This window comes from Bradyrhizobium symbiodeficiens (assembly GCF_002266465.3).
GTDB lineage: Bacteria > Pseudomonadota > Alphaproteobacteria > Rhizobiales > Xanthobacteraceae > Bradyrhizobium > Bradyrhizobium symbiodeficiens.
In genome coordinates this window covers 4,832,196-4,845,269 of the sequence record NZ_CP029427.2, presented here as the reverse complement: position 1 = coordinate 4,845,269, position 13,074 = coordinate 4,832,196, and the positions used below count along the sequence as shown (strand labels likewise).

At 63.8% G+C, this 13,074-nt stretch carries 15 protein-coding genes; 8 read left to right on the top strand and 7 right to left on the bottom strand.

The window, feature by feature from the left end:
* Positions 1–98: 98 nt before the first annotated feature.
* Positions 99–1,286: an acyltransferase family protein gene (locus tag CIT39_RS22850; RefSeq protein ID WP_094972252.1), complete on the bottom strand. Its 1,188-nt coding sequence runs from the start codon at positions 1,284–1,286 to the stop codon at positions 99–101.
* A gap of 169 nt (positions 1,287–1,455) precedes the next feature.
* On the opposite strand from CIT39_RS22850, the gene CIT39_RS22845 reads away from it, so the two are divergent.
* Positions 1,456–1,629 (top strand): DUF1328 domain-containing protein, encoded by a 174-nt coding sequence (locus CIT39_RS22845; RefSeq protein ID WP_007612121.1) that lies wholly within the window; start codon positions 1,456–1,458, stop codon positions 1,627–1,629.
* 62 nt (positions 1,630–1,691) lie between these two features.
* Here the strand turns inward: CIT39_RS22845 and CIT39_RS22840 are convergent, their stop codons facing one another.
* Complete coding sequence (locus tag CIT39_RS22840) at positions 1,692–2,051, bottom strand: DUF427 domain-containing protein (RefSeq protein ID WP_094972251.1); 360 nt, start codon at positions 2,049–2,051, stop codon at positions 1,692–1,694.
* A 194-nt stretch (positions 2,052–2,245) separates the two neighbouring features.
* On the opposite strand from CIT39_RS22840, the gene CIT39_RS22835 reads away from it, so the two are divergent.
* The 3 genes from CIT39_RS22835 to CIT39_RS22825 are packed head-to-tail and all read left to right on the top strand — an operon-like array spanning position 2,246 to position 4,071.
* Positions 2,246–2,482 carry a BolA family protein gene (locus CIT39_RS22835; protein ID WP_018316584.1) on the top strand — a complete coding sequence of 79 codons (237 nt, stop codon included), beginning with the start codon at positions 2,246–2,248 and terminating at the stop codon, positions 2,480–2,482.
* A 25-nt stretch (positions 2,483–2,507) separates the two neighbouring features.
* Positions 2,508–3,692, top strand: a complete 1,185-nt coding sequence (locus CIT39_RS22830) for a low temperature requirement protein A (protein ID WP_094972250.1) — start codon at positions 2,508–2,510, stop codon at positions 3,690–3,692.
* Between the two features lie 7 nt (positions 3,693–3,699).
* On the top strand, positions 3,700–4,071 hold the full coding sequence (locus CIT39_RS22825; RefSeq protein WP_094972249.1) for a hypothetical protein: 372 nt from the start codon (positions 3,700–3,702) through the stop codon (positions 4,069–4,071).
* 38 nt (positions 4,072–4,109) lie between these two features.
* Here CIT39_RS22825 and egtD read toward each other — a convergent pair whose 3' ends face one another.
* Together egtD and egtB are read right to left on the bottom strand one after the other, a co-directional pair.
* Positions 4,110–5,081: an L-histidine N(alpha)-methyltransferase gene (gene egtD, locus CIT39_RS22820; protein WP_162308627.1), complete on the bottom strand. Its 972-nt coding sequence runs from the start codon at positions 5,079–5,081 to the stop codon at positions 4,110–4,112.
* A gap of 48 nt (positions 5,082–5,129) precedes the next feature.
* Complete coding sequence (gene egtB / locus CIT39_RS22815; protein ID WP_162308626.1) at positions 5,130–6,425, bottom strand: ergothioneine biosynthesis protein EgtB; 1,296 nt, start codon at positions 6,423–6,425, stop codon at positions 5,130–5,132.
* Positions 6,426–6,665: 240 nt separating this feature from the next.
* Between egtB and grxD the strand changes: the two genes are divergently transcribed.
* From grxD to CIT39_RS22795, 4 genes are read left to right on the top strand one after another with little or no spacing between them, the layout of a single operon-like run.
* On the top strand, positions 6,666–6,992 hold the full coding sequence (gene grxD / locus CIT39_RS22810) for a Grx4 family monothiol glutaredoxin (RefSeq protein ID WP_094972247.1): 327 nt from the start codon (positions 6,666–6,668) through the stop codon (positions 6,990–6,992).
* A gap of 9 nt (positions 6,993–7,001) precedes the next feature.
* Complete coding sequence (locus tag CIT39_RS22805) at positions 7,002–7,547, top strand: O-acetyl-ADP-ribose deacetylase (protein WP_094972246.1); 546 nt, start codon at positions 7,002–7,004, stop codon at positions 7,545–7,547.
* A 46-nt stretch (positions 7,548–7,593) separates the two neighbouring features.
* Positions 7,594–8,880, top strand: a complete 1,287-nt coding sequence (locus CIT39_RS22800; RefSeq protein ID WP_162308625.1) for a serine hydrolase domain-containing protein — start codon at positions 7,594–7,596, stop codon at positions 8,878–8,880.
* A gap of 1 nt (position 8,881) precedes the next feature.
* On the top strand, positions 8,882–10,147 hold the full coding sequence (locus CIT39_RS22795) for a serine hydrolase domain-containing protein (RefSeq protein WP_162308624.1): 1,266 nt from the start codon (positions 8,882–8,884) through the stop codon (positions 10,145–10,147).
* 99 nt (positions 10,148–10,246) lie between these two features.
* Here CIT39_RS22795 and CIT39_RS22790 read toward each other — a convergent pair whose 3' ends face one another.
* From CIT39_RS22790 to CIT39_RS22780, 3 genes are all read right to left on the bottom strand, one after another.
* A complete protein-coding gene (locus tag CIT39_RS22790; protein ID WP_094972243.1) occupies positions 10,247–11,314 on the bottom strand; it encodes a threonine aldolase family protein in 1,068 nt (355 codons plus the stop codon).
* A gap of 88 nt (positions 11,315–11,402) precedes the next feature.
* Positions 11,403–12,020: a 30S ribosomal protein S4 gene (rpsD, locus tag CIT39_RS22785; protein ID WP_018316575.1), complete on the bottom strand. Its 618-nt coding sequence runs from the start codon at positions 12,018–12,020 to the stop codon at positions 11,403–11,405.
* Between the two features lie 198 nt (positions 12,021–12,218).
* Positions 12,219–12,986 carry an acyltransferase gene (locus CIT39_RS22780; protein ID WP_094972242.1) on the bottom strand — a complete coding sequence of 256 codons (768 nt, stop codon included), beginning with the start codon at positions 12,984–12,986 and terminating at the stop codon, positions 12,219–12,221.
* Positions 12,987–13,074: the final 88 nt, after the last annotated feature.

The following is a 13,074-nucleotide window of genomic DNA, read 5'->3' as shown; positions in this document are numbered from 1 at the left end:
TCAGAGCCGTAGCCCGGATGAGCGCAGCGACATCCGGGTCTTTGCTGTCACTGTTTCCCGGATATCGCTGCGCTCATCCGGGCTACGGGTGCCCAGCCTCACAACACGTGCGACGCGCCCGGAATTTTCCGCAATACCGCCGTCAGTCCCCAGCTCAGGATCACCGTGAGCACGAAGCCGATTGCGGCCTTCACGATCGCCGGCAGCTCGTAGTCGTACAGCGCGTACTGGATCCACAGTGCGATCGGATAGTGCACCAGGAAGATGCCGTAGGCATCAGCCTGCATGCGGTCGAGCAGGGTCGGCCCCGGCGCCTTCGAATGCAGGAAGAAGGCGAGGATCGCGAGCAGGATCGAGGCCGAGAACAGCACCAGGAACGTGCCGTAAAACACATGGTACCAGTGCGGCAGGTGATCGGGATTGCCGAGGATTTCGCGCTTGATGTAGATCATGCCCCACATCAGGCAGTAGGGGATCAGCGTGACGATCACCCATAGCCAGCGCTGCTTCGGCAACTGACCGTCGGCGCTGAGGATGCCGCGATCGAAGTTCGCCGAACCGACGCTGGCGCCGATGAAGAAGTAGCTGAAATAGAGCAGGATGCGGCTCGCCTGCACTGAGAACGGTCCGAACTCGAACCATTTGTTGGTCCCGAAATAGAGCAGCGCCGGCAGATAGACGATGCCGCTGACGGCGACGAGCATCAGCCAGAACACGGCGGGCTGCTCGAACCCGCGCAGCGAAACGCGGTTGCCGGGATCGACCAGGTGCGCCGAGATCCGGTAGAGCAGGCTCGCGGTCAGGTCGAAGGCGAGCAGCACCCAGACGAACCAGATCGGGCCGCTCGGCCACGGGCCCGCCGTGACAGTCTTCCACCAGAAGGCAGCGAAGGTCAGCTCGGGCTCGGCCCGCAGCGCGATCGCGTAATAGGCAAGCGGGATCACGGTCAAGGCCGCGATCGCGAACGGCAGCCCAAGCCGCAGCAGGCGGTCGCGCAAAAAGACCGACGGCGCCTTGCGCGCGATGCCGGGCCAGGTGAACAGTCCCGACAGGAAGAAGAACATCGCCATGAAGAAGCTGTCGGTCGCGAGCACGATCATGTCGAAGCCGGCGAAGGAGGCCGGATCGGTGTGACCGAAATGCGTGTAGGGGATCACTGCATGATGCAGCAGCACCACCAGCGTCAGGAAGGTGCGGGCGCGATCGAGCGAGAAGTTGCGCGCCTTGCTCCTGGGCGCAGCCTGCGCGTCTGCGCCGATCGTCGCTGAATGTGACCTCGTGATCATGGCGGCCCCGGTCGCGCTTCTTTCCCGGTCCGACTGTGCCGCCGGGAACCCGATTCAGCAAGTCTCGTTTGAGGTGAGCCGCTCGTAGGAACCAGTTCCGCTCACCGAAGTTAGCGTTCCCGAAATGGGCGTGGGCCGCAGGCGTGCGGCAAGATTTTCGGAGCTGGCGATGACGATCCTGAAATGGGCGCTGATCTTCCTACTGGTCTCGATCGTGGCCGGCGTGCTCGGCTTCACCGGCATTTCGGCCGCCTCCGCCGATATCGCCCGCTTCCTGTTCTACGTCTTCGTCGTAATCTTCCTGGTGCTGCTGATACTGGGGTTGACGATCTTCAGGGCGTAGCCGGCTGCATCAGATGGCCGGGACACGAGGCCCGGCCATGACGGAATGACCTGTGTCGGTCTCTACCCCACTTCCTCGATCTTCACCTTGTCCGGATAGAAGGCGAGATGGCCGGAAATCTCGGTCATCGCGGGGAACGGCGTCTCGTAGGTCCAGATCGCGTTGTCCAACGTCTTGCCGTCGGCCTTGACGCTGTAATAGCTGGCGTCGCCCTTGTAGGGGCAATGGGTGGTGCGCTCGGAGCGCTCCAGCAGGGCCATGTTGGCATCCTCACGCGGCACATACTGCACCGCCGGGTATTTGGCCTCCTTCAAGGTCAGTGCCTTGCTGGTCTCGGCGATCACGACGTCGCCCGCGGTTACGCGGACGCGCCGGGGATTTTGGGTGATGGTGATGGGGTGGTCGGGCCCTGGAATCTTCATGATCTCACGCCTTTTCTATCGATCTGCCGCGCGCGGCACTTTGTCGTGCCTTTATCCTGATGGGATCAGGGATATAGTGCCTGAAGGCGTGACGTAGAAGGCCGTTCACGCTAAGTTTCGCCATGCCGGAAAGTTTGGCTTTGCAGATTCGACCCCGGCAAGCGATTCGATGCCGAGACAGGAGCTAGACCCTAATGCCCATGGACGCCCACGATATCGAGGCGATGATCAAGGCAGCGATCCCCGATGCCGAGGTGACCATCCGTGACCTCGCCGGCGATGGCGACCATTATGCCGCGACCGTGATCTCGGAATCCTTCCGCGGCAAGTCACGCGTCCAGCAGCACCAGATCGTCTATCAATCCCTACGCGGCCAGATGGGCGGTGTGCTGCACGCGCTGGCGCTGCAAACTGGCGTTCCGGGCGCCTGACCTGATCGCGCGACGGGAGGCGACAATGGCTGCGGACAATTCTCGCGGCGCGATGTTTCGCGTCATCGTGCCGAACCAGCACAGCCGTGTCACCAATGTCGAGCTGTTCTTCGACCTCGTCTTCGTCTTCGCCGTCACGCAGGTGTCGCACACGCTGCTGCACCATTTCACGCCGCTCGGCGCGGTGCACGTCACGGTGCTGTTTCTCGCGGTATGGTGGGTGTGGGTCTACACCGCCTGGGTCACCAACTGGCTCAATCCGGAACTGACGCCGGTCCGCGTCATGCTCTTCCTGATGATGCTCGGCGGTCTGGTGCTGTCGACAACGATCCCGACCGCCTTCGAAGGGCGGGGCCTGTGGTTCGCGATCGCCTACGCCGCGATGCAAATCGGGCGCACCGCCTTCTGGCTGTTCGCAACGCCGCGGCATAGGACAGCGGTCCGCCACAACGCGATCCGCATTCTGACCTGGCTCTCGATCTCCGCGGTGTTGTGGATCGCTGGCGGCCTGTCCGAAGGTGAGACGCGGCTATGGCTGTGGATTGCGGCAGTCACCTGGGAGTACGTCTCGCCGGCGGCGCGCTTCTGGGTTCCCAAGCTCGGTTTCTCGTCGGTCGAGGCCTGGGCCGTCGAAGGCGGCCACATGGCCGAGCGCTGCGCCCTCTTCGTCATCATCGCGCTCGGCGAAGCCGTCGTGGTCAACGGCGCGACCTTTGCCGAGCTGGAGTGGACCGCGGACAACATCCTGGCCTTCGTCTCGGCGTTAACCGGCGCCATCGCGATGTGGTGGATCTATTTCCACAAGGGCGCCGAGGCCGGCGCCGAGCGCATCTCGAAGTCCGCCGAATCCGGCCGGCTGGCGCGGCTTGCCTACACCTATCTGCACATGCCGATCATCGCCGGCATCATCCTGACCGCGGTATCGGACGAGCTGGTGCTGAAGCATCCGACCGGCCATTCCGACATGCGCACCATCGTCAGCACGATCGGCGGACCGCTGGTGTTTTTGGTCGGCACAATCCTGTTCAAGCACGCGATCCGCGGCTTCCTCCAGCTCTCGCACGGCATCGGCATCATCCTGCTTCTGGTGCTGTGGTGGTTCGCGTCGGAGCTCTCGCCGCTCTGGCTGTCGGTCGCGACGACGGTGATCATGATCGTGGTGGCGGTGTGGGAGTCGGTGTCGCTGGGGGCGGAGGTCGTGGAGGAATGAGCGCATCGTGCGGCGTCTGGTCATCTTCGGTGCTGCAATCGCCGCGGTCCTGATCATTGAGGAAGCCACGAAGGGTTGGATGCTTGGCCGAAGGCCGGCAGCCTGCCAAACCATCGGCGGGAAGCCCGCGATCGGACGATGCGTCACGCCCTTGTGCTACTGGCAGGGCGATTGCGGGCAATGGGCGAACCCGACGCAGTGGCTCGATCGCATCAAGCCAGGTGACCCGATCTCGAAGGTGTTTTTTTGGCTGGGTGATCCACTGAAGCGCGACGGTGAATCTTTTTCCTGGTCGTGTGGCAAGCCGCACTCCGACAGTTTTCGCGTCATCATCCGGGATGAGCGGCTGGTGGCTGTGGAGGCCTGCAAGCCTGATTGAGGCCAGCCCAATCGCGAGCGTACGGCGTGTGAGCGCGTTTACTCCGCCACCTCCAGCGCGTGCACCGAGAACATCCTGGCCGCATCCGTCCAGCTCTCGCGCACCCGCCATCCGGCGCCGCGTGCCAGCGCCGCAAAACGCTCCAGGCTGTATTTGTAGCTGTTCTCGGTGTGGATGCTTTCGCCGGCGCGGAACGAGAAGCTGGTGCCGAGCAGGCGCACGGTCTGGCTCCTCTTGCTGATCAGGTGCATCTCGATCCGGTGCCGCTCGCGATTGTAGATCGCGCGATGGGTGAAGGCGGAGAGGTCGAAATTGCCGCCGAGCTCGCGGTTGATCCGGACGAGAACATTGAGGTTGAAGCGGGCGGTAACGCCGGCCGCATCGTTGTAGGCATCGAACAGCACGCGCTCGTCCTTCTCGAGGTCGGCGCCGATGATCATCTGCGCGCCCCGGCCCAGGATCTCGCGCGCGCTCTTCAGGAAGGCTTGGGCTTCATGCGGCTCGAAATTGCCGATGGTCGAGCCCGGGAAGAAGCCGACCTTGGGCATCGATGCGACCTGCTTGGGCAGCTCGAACGGCGTGGTGAAGTCGGCCGCGACCGGATAGATGCCGAGCGACGGGAAATCGCGCTTCAGGCCGTTCGCCTGCGCCTTGAGGAAGTCACCGGATATGTCGACGGGGACATAGGCCGCAAACCTGCAATGGTTCAGCAGCAGGCGAACCTTCGTGGTCGCGCCCGCGCCGAATTCGACCAGCGCGGCATGCTCCGGAATGATCTTCGCGATCTCGCTGCCACGATCCTTCAGGATCGAGAGCTCGGTGCGCGTCGGATAATATTCCGGCAGCTTCGTGATCGCCTCGAACAGTTCCGATCCGGTCGCGTCGTAGAAATACTTCGGCGACAGTTTTTTCGGCTGCTGCGAGAGGTCCTCGATCGCCTCGCGGGCGAAAGCGGTGGTCTGCTCGTCGGGAAGATGGGCTTCGGCCAAAGCGCTGGCGTGCACATTCATGATACTCTCCTGAACGCGCTGTCCGGCGCGCATTTGTCGTCGGAAATGTTAGTCGTAATCGGCGAGCCGGAGTCCGGTGAACTGCCAGCGGTGGTGCGGATAGAAGAAGTTGCGATAAGTGATACGGCCGTGGCCATCCGGAGTTGCAAGCGAGGAGCCGCGCAGCACCAGCTGGTTGACCATGAACTTGCCGTTGTACTCGCCGAGCGCGCCTTCGACGGCGCGGTAGCCGGGATAGGGGGCGTAGGAGCTGCGGGTCCACTGCCAGACGATGCCGAAGGCGTCGTTGAGCTGGCCGGCGCGGGCCGCGACCTCCCACTCCATCTCGGTCGGCAGATGCTTGCCGGCCCAGCGCGCGAAAGCGTCCGCCTCGTAATAGCTGATATGGCAGACCGGCGCGGTGGGATCGACCGGCTTCACGCCGGCCAGCGTCATCACGTGCCACTGGCCATCGATCTCGCGCCAATGCCCCGGGGCCTGCCAGTCTTCCTTGCTGGCGGCGGCAAAGCCGTCCATCAGCCACAGCGTTGCTTTCGCGTAGCCGTCGTCGCGCATGAAGGCGAGCCATTCGGCATTGGTGACGAGATTGCGCGCGAGCTTGACCGGGCCGACGAGGGCGCGATGCGCCGGCTTCTCATTGTCGAAATGAAAGCTGTCGTCGACATGGCCGACGGTGTGGATGCCCTCGTTCAGCGTCAGCCAGTCATCGCCGCTGCGCGTCGCGGTCGGGAAGCGCCAGTCCGGGTCATAGGCCGGATAGATCGGGTTCTGCGCGAAGGCGTGCAGGATGTCCGTGTACATCAATTCCTGATGCTGCTGCTCGTGGTTCAGCCCGACCTCGACCAGCGGCGCGATCGCGCGGAGCTCGTCCGCGCGGGCCTCGCGGAAGAATTTGACGACGGCCGCATCGACATAGTTGCGATAGGCGCCGACTTCGTTTGCACTGGGACGGGTGATATCCCCGCGATGATTGCGGGCGTGACGCGGGCCGGCGCTGACGTAATAGGAATTGAACAGGAACGCGAAATCAGGGTGGAAGGGCCGGTGGCCAGCCGCGTGCTCGCCGAGCAGGAATTGCTCCCAAAACCAGGTGGTATGGGCCCGGTGCCATTTCGTCGGGCTCGCATCGGGCATGGACTGGATCTGCTGATCTTCCGGCGACAGCGACGCGGCCCGGCGTTCGGTCTCGTTGCGGACGGCGAGAAAAGCGTCTTCCAGCCGCCGGGCGAGGTTGCCGGCGGTGGACAGTGACGAAAGCGAGGGGGCGGCCGTAGCGGAGGCTTGTTTCGTCACGTTTTTCTCCAGACAGAACAAGAGAACGTTGTTGGCGTTGCCCGGTTCCAAAACCTGGGTTCGTCCTAGATAGGGGCTCCGCTACGGTATGAAAGTCCTCCCTGGCGATGATATTGATGTCATCAGCCTATGGACCCCGCCGGGGGGCAAACCGGCCAGCGGGGGCATGTCGCCGCCATTTTACTTTGGATGCACAACGGTTTGGGCTACATATATGGGCAGGTATCGGGTTAGATCGGCTGAGCCGGCCCGAAGCGATCGGAGAGGGCTCGGCCCCAGAAGGACACGGAAATGAGCATCGAGGAATTCATCGCAAACGAAGTGAAGTCGAACGACGTGGTTCTGTTCATGAAGGGCACGCCGCAATTTCCGCAGTGCGGTTTCTCCGGCCAGGTCGTCCAGATCCTCGACCATGTCGGGGTCGGCTATAAGGGCCTCAACGTTCTCGAATCCGCCGAACTGCGCGACGGCATCAAGACCTTCTCCAATTGGCCGACGATCCCCCAGCTTTATGTGAAGGGCGAGTTCGTGGGCGGCTGCGACATCGTCCGCGAGATGTTCCAGGCTGGCGAATTGCAGCAGCTCCTCACCGAGAAGGGCGTCGTCGTCGCGGCCTGATACGCGACCGTGCTGACGCGCCGGATTGGCGGCGCCGAGCTCGAGGTCATCGTCGCCGACATCACCACGCTGAGCGTTGACGCCATCGTCAACGCCGCGAACACGTCGCTCCTTGGCGGGGGCGGTGTGGACGGTGCAATTCATCGGGCCGCCGGGCCCGATCTGGTCGCCGAATGCCGCATGCTCCACGGCTGCAAGACGGGCCATGCCAAGATCACCAAAGGCTACCGGCTTAGGGCTGCCCATGTGATCCACACCGTCGGGCCGGTCTGGAATGGCGGTACCCTCGGCGAGGACGATCTGCTCGCCTCCTGTTATCGCCGTTCGATGGGGCTGTGCGGGAAGCACAGACTGACCTCGGTGGCATTCCCCGCGATTTCGACCGGCATTTTCCGCTTTCCCGCCGACCGCGCCGCCGACATTGCGGTGCGCACGACGGTCGAAGGGCTCTCGGCAGCGCCGTCGGTGACCCGTGTCGTGTTCTGCTGTTTCGCCGAGCCGAACGCCAAACTCCATGCCGAGGCACTTGCGCGACACCCCGGCCCTTGTGCCTGATGATACGGCCGGTACACTCCGCCGGACGATGTTCCGGGGAGGGGATATGATTTCAAAGTCTGGACTGCGTGCGCTGGTCTGCGGCGCGCTGGTGTCGCTCGGCGCGATGTCGCTGGCGAAAGCCGAGGGCACCTACGAGATTCCGGCCGGCGCACATTTCAATCAGGACAAGCTCGGCAGGATCAGCGAATTCTTCAAGAACGAGGTCGCGACCGGCAAGATCGCCGGTGCGACTGTCCTGATCAAGCAGCACGGCAAGCCGGTCTACCACGAAGCCTTCGGCGTGCAGGACGTGGTCAGCAAGGCACCGATCACCGACAAGACCATCTTCCGCCTGTTCTCGATGAGCAAGGCGCTCACGTCGGTGGTCGCGGTGCGGTTGATCGAGGACGGCAAGATCAAGTTGGATGATCCCGTCTCGAAGTACATCCCCTCCTTCGGCAACGTGAAGGTCGGCGTCGAGAAAAAGGCGGAGGACGGCACCAAGTCGCTCGAACTGGTGCCGCCGAACAGGCCGATGACGGTGCACGATCTGATGACACACACATCGGGCATCACCTATGGTTTCTATGGCGACAGCCTGGTCCGCAAGGCGTATCGCGAGGCCAACATCTATGCCGGTGATTTCGACCTCGCCGAGTTCGCCGAGCGCATCGCGAAACTGCCGCTGCACAACCAGCCGGGCGCGCTTTGGCAATACGGCCATTCCACCGACGTGCTGGCACGCGTGATGGAGATCGCGGCCGGCAAGCCGCTGATCGACATCATGCGGGAGAAGCTGCTCGACCCGCTCGGCATGGTCGATACCGGCTTCTTCGTCACGGCTCCCGAGAAGCAGAAGCTGCTGGCGCAGCCGGTGCCGAACGACAGCGATTTCCGGGTCGGCCGGATCAACGATCCGACGGTGGCCAAGAAGATCCAGTTCGCCAGCGGCGGCATGGTGACGACCATGGCCGACTATGAGCGGTTCGCGCAGATGCTGCTCAATGGCGGCAGTCTCGACGGCAAGACGATTCTCAAGCCCGAGACATTCAAGCTGATGACGACCGATCAGATCGGCCCGGGCTCAGGCGTCGATCGCGACTATTTCTATTTCCCCGGCGACGGTTTCGGCTTCGGTCTCGGGCTCGCCGTCCGCACCGATCCCGGCAACGCCAAGCCGCCGCCGCCCGGTGATCTCGGCGAATTGAAGTGGGACGGCGCCTCCGGCTGCTATTTCGTGATCGATCCCAAGCAGGACATGTTCTTCGTGCTGCTGGAGCAGACCCCGAGCGAGCGCCAGCGCGTGCAGCGGACATTGAAGCAGCTGGTCTATGAAGCCATGGAAAAGTGACATGTTCGGGCGCCGCGCGTTCATCGCGGCGCTCGTGCTTCTGGTCGGAATGGTCGGTGGGAAGGCCGGCTCTGAGGGACGCGCCGTCGGCACTTTCTCGCCCGAAGGGCTGGCGAAAGTTTCCGATTACATCCGGAACGAGGTCGCCACCGGCAAGATCCCCGGCGCCATCCTGCTGCTCCAGCAGCACGGCAAGCCGGTCTATTACGAGAATTTCGGTGTCCGCGACGTCGCGACAGAGATATCGATGAGCGCGGACACGATCTTCCGCCTTTATTCGATGTCGAAGCCGATCACCTCCGTCATGGCGATGATGCTGGTCGAGGAGGGCAAGCTTTCGCTCGACGATCCCGTGGCAAAATACATTCCCGCATTCGCCAGCATGAAGGTCGGCGTCGAGAAGAAGGCCGAGGACGACAAGGTCAGCCTGGAGCTGGAGCCGCTGGAGCGTCCGGTCACGATCAAGGATTTGATGCGCCATACCGCAGGGCTGCCGTACGGCTATTACGGCGGGGAGTTGGTGAACAAGCTTTATGCCGACGCAGGTCTCTTCAACAACGGAAATTCGACCAACGCCGAGTTCGTCGCAAAGATCACCGCGCTGCCGCTCGCCGAACAACCCGGCACGAAGTGGGATTATGGCCACGCTACCGATGTGCTGGGCCGTGTCGTCGAGGTGATCTCGGGGAAGACGCTGCTGCAGTTCGAGAAGGAGCGGCTGCTCGATCCGCTCGGCATGACCGAAACGGCGTTCTTCGTCGCTGATCCCGCCAAATTCCCGCGTGTCGCCGAGCCGATGCCAGCGGACCGCAACATCAATCCGACGACGCAGATTCGCGACATCAAGCGGCCGGTGACATGGGAATCAGGCGGCGGCGGTATGGTCGGCACGATTAGCGACTATGCCCGCTTTGCGCAGATGCTGCTGAACGGCGGCACCTATGAGGGGCGGCGTTATCTCCAGCCCGAGACCATCGCGCTGATGGCGTCGGACCACATCGGCCCTGAGACGAAGATCGCGCGCGACCAGAATTATTATCCGGGCGGGAACTCCGGCTTCGGCCTCGGCTTCGCCGTCCGAACCTCGGTGCCGTCAGGCACATCGTGGCCGCTCGGCGAATATCGCTGGGACGGCGTCGGCGGCACCTTCTTCTTCATCGATCCCGAGGACGATCTGTTCGGGATCTTCATGGTGCAGACGCCCTCGCAGCGCGGCCGGATCCAGCTGGCGCTGAAGACGCTGATCTATCAGGCGATGGGGCGGTAGGTCCTTCGCGGACTGCGTAGCCCGGATGAGCGCAGCGACATCCGGGGTCGCTGCGCGTGAAGTCCCGGGCGTCGCTGCGCTCACCCGGGCTACGAGACTTCACGCCCCGCGCACGATCTCGCGCACGTACCCGATCGTCTCCTCGACCTGGGCCGCATCGACGTCGAGATGAGTGCAGGCGCGGATGCGGCCATCCATCATCGCCAGCGTCACGCCGCGCTGGCGCAGCGCCGCAACCATCTTGTCGCCGGCAACGCCCGCGCCGTCGGGCTTGAAGAACACCAGATTGGTCTCGGGCTCCTGCACCTCGATTCCTGCGATCTGCGACAGCCCACGGGCAAGCGCGCGCGCATTGGCGTGATCGTCGGCGAGGCGGTCGACGTGATGGTCGAGCGCGTAGATGCAGGCGGCGGCGCAAATGCCGGCCTGCCGCATCGAGCCGCCGAGGCGCTGCTTCCATTGCCACACCGCGTCGATGAAGACGCGCGAGCCTGCGAGCACGCCGCCGATCGGTGCGCCCAGTCCTTTCGAGAAGTCGATCCAGGCTGAATCCCAGCCGGCGGTCATGTCGCGCGGGGAGATGCCGCTGGCGACGGTCGCGTTGAGCAGGCGCGCGCCGTCCATGTGGGTGACGAGGTCGTGTTGTTTCGCGATCGCGACGATCTCGTCGAGCGCGGCCTTCTTCCAGATCGTGCCGCCGCCGATATTGGCGGTCTGCTCGACGCTGACGACGGTCTGCGGCGGCTGGTAGCGGGTGCGCGGATGCAGGGCTTTCCGGAACGTCTCCGGCGTGAACTGGCCGTCGGGGCCTTTGAGCTGCGTCACCTGGAAGCCGCCGATCGCGGCATGCGCGCCGCCTTCGCGCGCGATGATGTGCGCGGTCTCATGGGCGAGAATCTCGTCGCCGGGCCGGCAATGCACCAGCGTCGCGGTGACGTTGCACATCGTGCCCGACGGCATGTAGACCGCTGCTTCCTTGCCAAGCAACTCGGCGACTCGCTCGCACAGTGCGTTCACCGTCGGATCGTCGCCGACCTGCTCGTCACCGACCTCCGCACGTGCCATCGCCTCGCGCATCGCAGCCGTCGGCTTGGTCTGCGTGTCCGAGAGCAGATTGATGCGCACCGGCGGCGCCTTGGGATCGATCGGGGGAGGGGTGTAGAGCATGCGACGGCTCCTAAAGCATTGCGGCCACTGAAGTGTGGCTCTTAAGCAAAAAGGCCCCGGCGAACCGGGGCCTTTCGATATTCAGATCTTAGCGCGAATAGAATTCGACGACCAGATGCGGCTCCATCTGCACCGGGAACGGCACGTCGGAGAGGCCGGGGATGCGCACGTACTTCGCGGTCATCTTGCCGTGGTCGACTTCGAGATAGTCGGGGGTGTCGCGCTCGGGGAGCTGGCTGGCTTCGAGCACATGGGCGAGCTGCTTGGAGGCTTCCTTGACCTCGATCACGTCGCCGACCTTGAGCTGGTAGCTCGAGATGTTGACCTTGCGGCCGTTCACCTTGATGTGGCCGTGGTTGATGAACTGGCGGGCGGCGAAGATCGTCGAGACGAACTTGGCGCGGTACACCACCGCGTCGAGACGACGCTCCAGCAGGCCGATCAGGTTCTCGCCGGTGTCACCCTTGAGGCGGCTCGCCTCGACATAGATGCCGTGGAACTGACGTTCGGAAATGTTGGCGTAGTAGCCCTTCAGCTTCTGCTTGGCGCGCAGCTGCACGCCGAAGTCCGAGAGCTTGCCCTTGCGGCGCTGGCCGTGCTGGCCGGGGCCGTACTCGCGGCGATTCACGGGGCTCTTCGGGCGGCCCCAGATGTTCTGGCCCATACGGCGATCGAGTTTGTACTTCGCCTCACTGCGCTTAGTCATCGCGTCCTCTTCAGGTACATGGTTTGAGGAAACGCGCCCTCCTGGGTGACGGGCTAGCCCGGCACTGACAGGTCCCATCCCCAAAGCTTAAGGGAGTGGACCACGGGTCGCGAAACGCTTCGCGGGCCGAAATCGGCCCGCGAGCAGGCGGCTTTTAGGGGAGTTTGGGCCGTTCTGTCAATGCGAATGGGCCCGGAATCATGTCCCGACCGCTCTTATCGGCTTCGAGCCCGCCGCGCGCAATTCGGCAGCGATTTCAGTGTTCAGGACTTGTTCCAGCCGGGTCAGGACCCGGGCGATCGGCGCTGCATCGGTAACGCGGTGGTCCCAGCGGATCACGACATGGATGGTCTGACCGGGCTCGACCAGGCCGTAGCTGACGATGAAGGGACCGGGCGTAATGGGATGGAGCTCGCCGCCGCCATAGGCGGCCACCGAGCTCACCGCAAAGCTGCCGAACCAGTTGCCACGCTGGCGGCCGAAATTCAGGCCAATCGCCCAGGACAGCCGCCGCAGCGGCAGCGGCAGGCGGGTTGCCCGCATGATCTTGCGGAACATCGGGACGTCAGCGATCGGCGCCGTCTTGCCGTGCCGGATCTCGGCGTCGACCGCGGCCAGCGCCATGGCCTCGGGGGCCGCGATTCGCTGCGGCATCACGCATTCCTCGCCGTCCTCGACCCGGGCGATCGCCACCGACGCCACGCTGTGGGGCAATTCGTAGAACGTCGGCCAAGGCCATTTGGCGTAGACCGTGCGCAGGATCGGCTCGTCTTTGGCAACCAGGGCGAAGGCCTTGACGAAGGTCGCAGCCCAGCCCGCTGGTGCGGCGGCGCTGGCGCGTGCCTCGAGCAGGGGGCGGATATTCAGCGAACGGGAGAGCGAGACGAACGGCACGTCCATCGACGCGCGCATGAGGTCGCAAATCAGGCGGCGCGGCAGCGAAATGGGCTTGGGCGTCCCGCGCATCGGTCTTCGGTTCCTAGAGATGAAAAAATGTGCAGCGAGCGGGTTCCCGCTCGCCGTTCCCTTAGCACGAACCAACCCGCCAGGGGTT

Coding starts and splice junctions, on each gene's coding strand:
- CIT39_RS22845 (WP_007612121.1), top strand. CDS start 1,456: ATGACGATCCTGAAATGGGCGCTGATCTTCCTACTGGTCTCGATCGTG.
- CIT39_RS22790 (WP_094972243.1), bottom strand. CDS start 11,314: ATGCTCTACACCCCTCCCCCGATCGATCCCAAGGCGCCGCCGGTGCGC.
- grxD (WP_094972247.1), top strand. CDS start 6,666: ATGAGCATCGAGGAATTCATCGCAAACGAAGTGAAGTCGAACGACGTG.
- CIT39_RS22840 (WP_094972251.1), bottom strand. CDS start 2,051: ATGAAGATTCCAGGGCCCGACCACCCCATCACCATCACCCAAAATCCC.
- egtD (WP_162308627.1), bottom strand. CDS start 5,081: ATGAATGTGCACGCCAGCGCTTTGGCCGAAGCCCATCTTCCCGACGAG.
- rpsD (WP_018316575.1), bottom strand. CDS start 12,020: ATGACTAAGCGCAGTGAGGCGAAGTACAAACTCGATCGCCGTATGGGC.
- CIT39_RS22795 (WP_162308624.1), top strand. CDS start 8,882: ATGTTCGGGCGCCGCGCGTTCATCGCGGCGCTCGTGCTTCTGGTCGGA.
- CIT39_RS22850 (WP_094972252.1), bottom strand. CDS start 1,286: ATGATCACGAGGTCACATTCAGCGACGATCGGCGCAGACGCGCAGGCT.
- CIT39_RS22800 (WP_162308625.1), top strand. CDS start 7,594: ATGATTTCAAAGTCTGGACTGCGTGCGCTGGTCTGCGGCGCGCTGGTG.
- CIT39_RS22780 (WP_094972242.1), bottom strand. CDS start 12,986: ATGCGCGGGACGCCCAAGCCCATTTCGCTGCCGCGCCGCCTGATTTGC.
- CIT39_RS22830 (WP_094972250.1), top strand. CDS start 2,508: ATGGCTGCGGACAATTCTCGCGGCGCGATGTTTCGCGTCATCGTGCCG.
- CIT39_RS22835 (WP_018316584.1), top strand. CDS start 2,246: ATGCCCATGGACGCCCACGATATCGAGGCGATGATCAAGGCAGCGATC.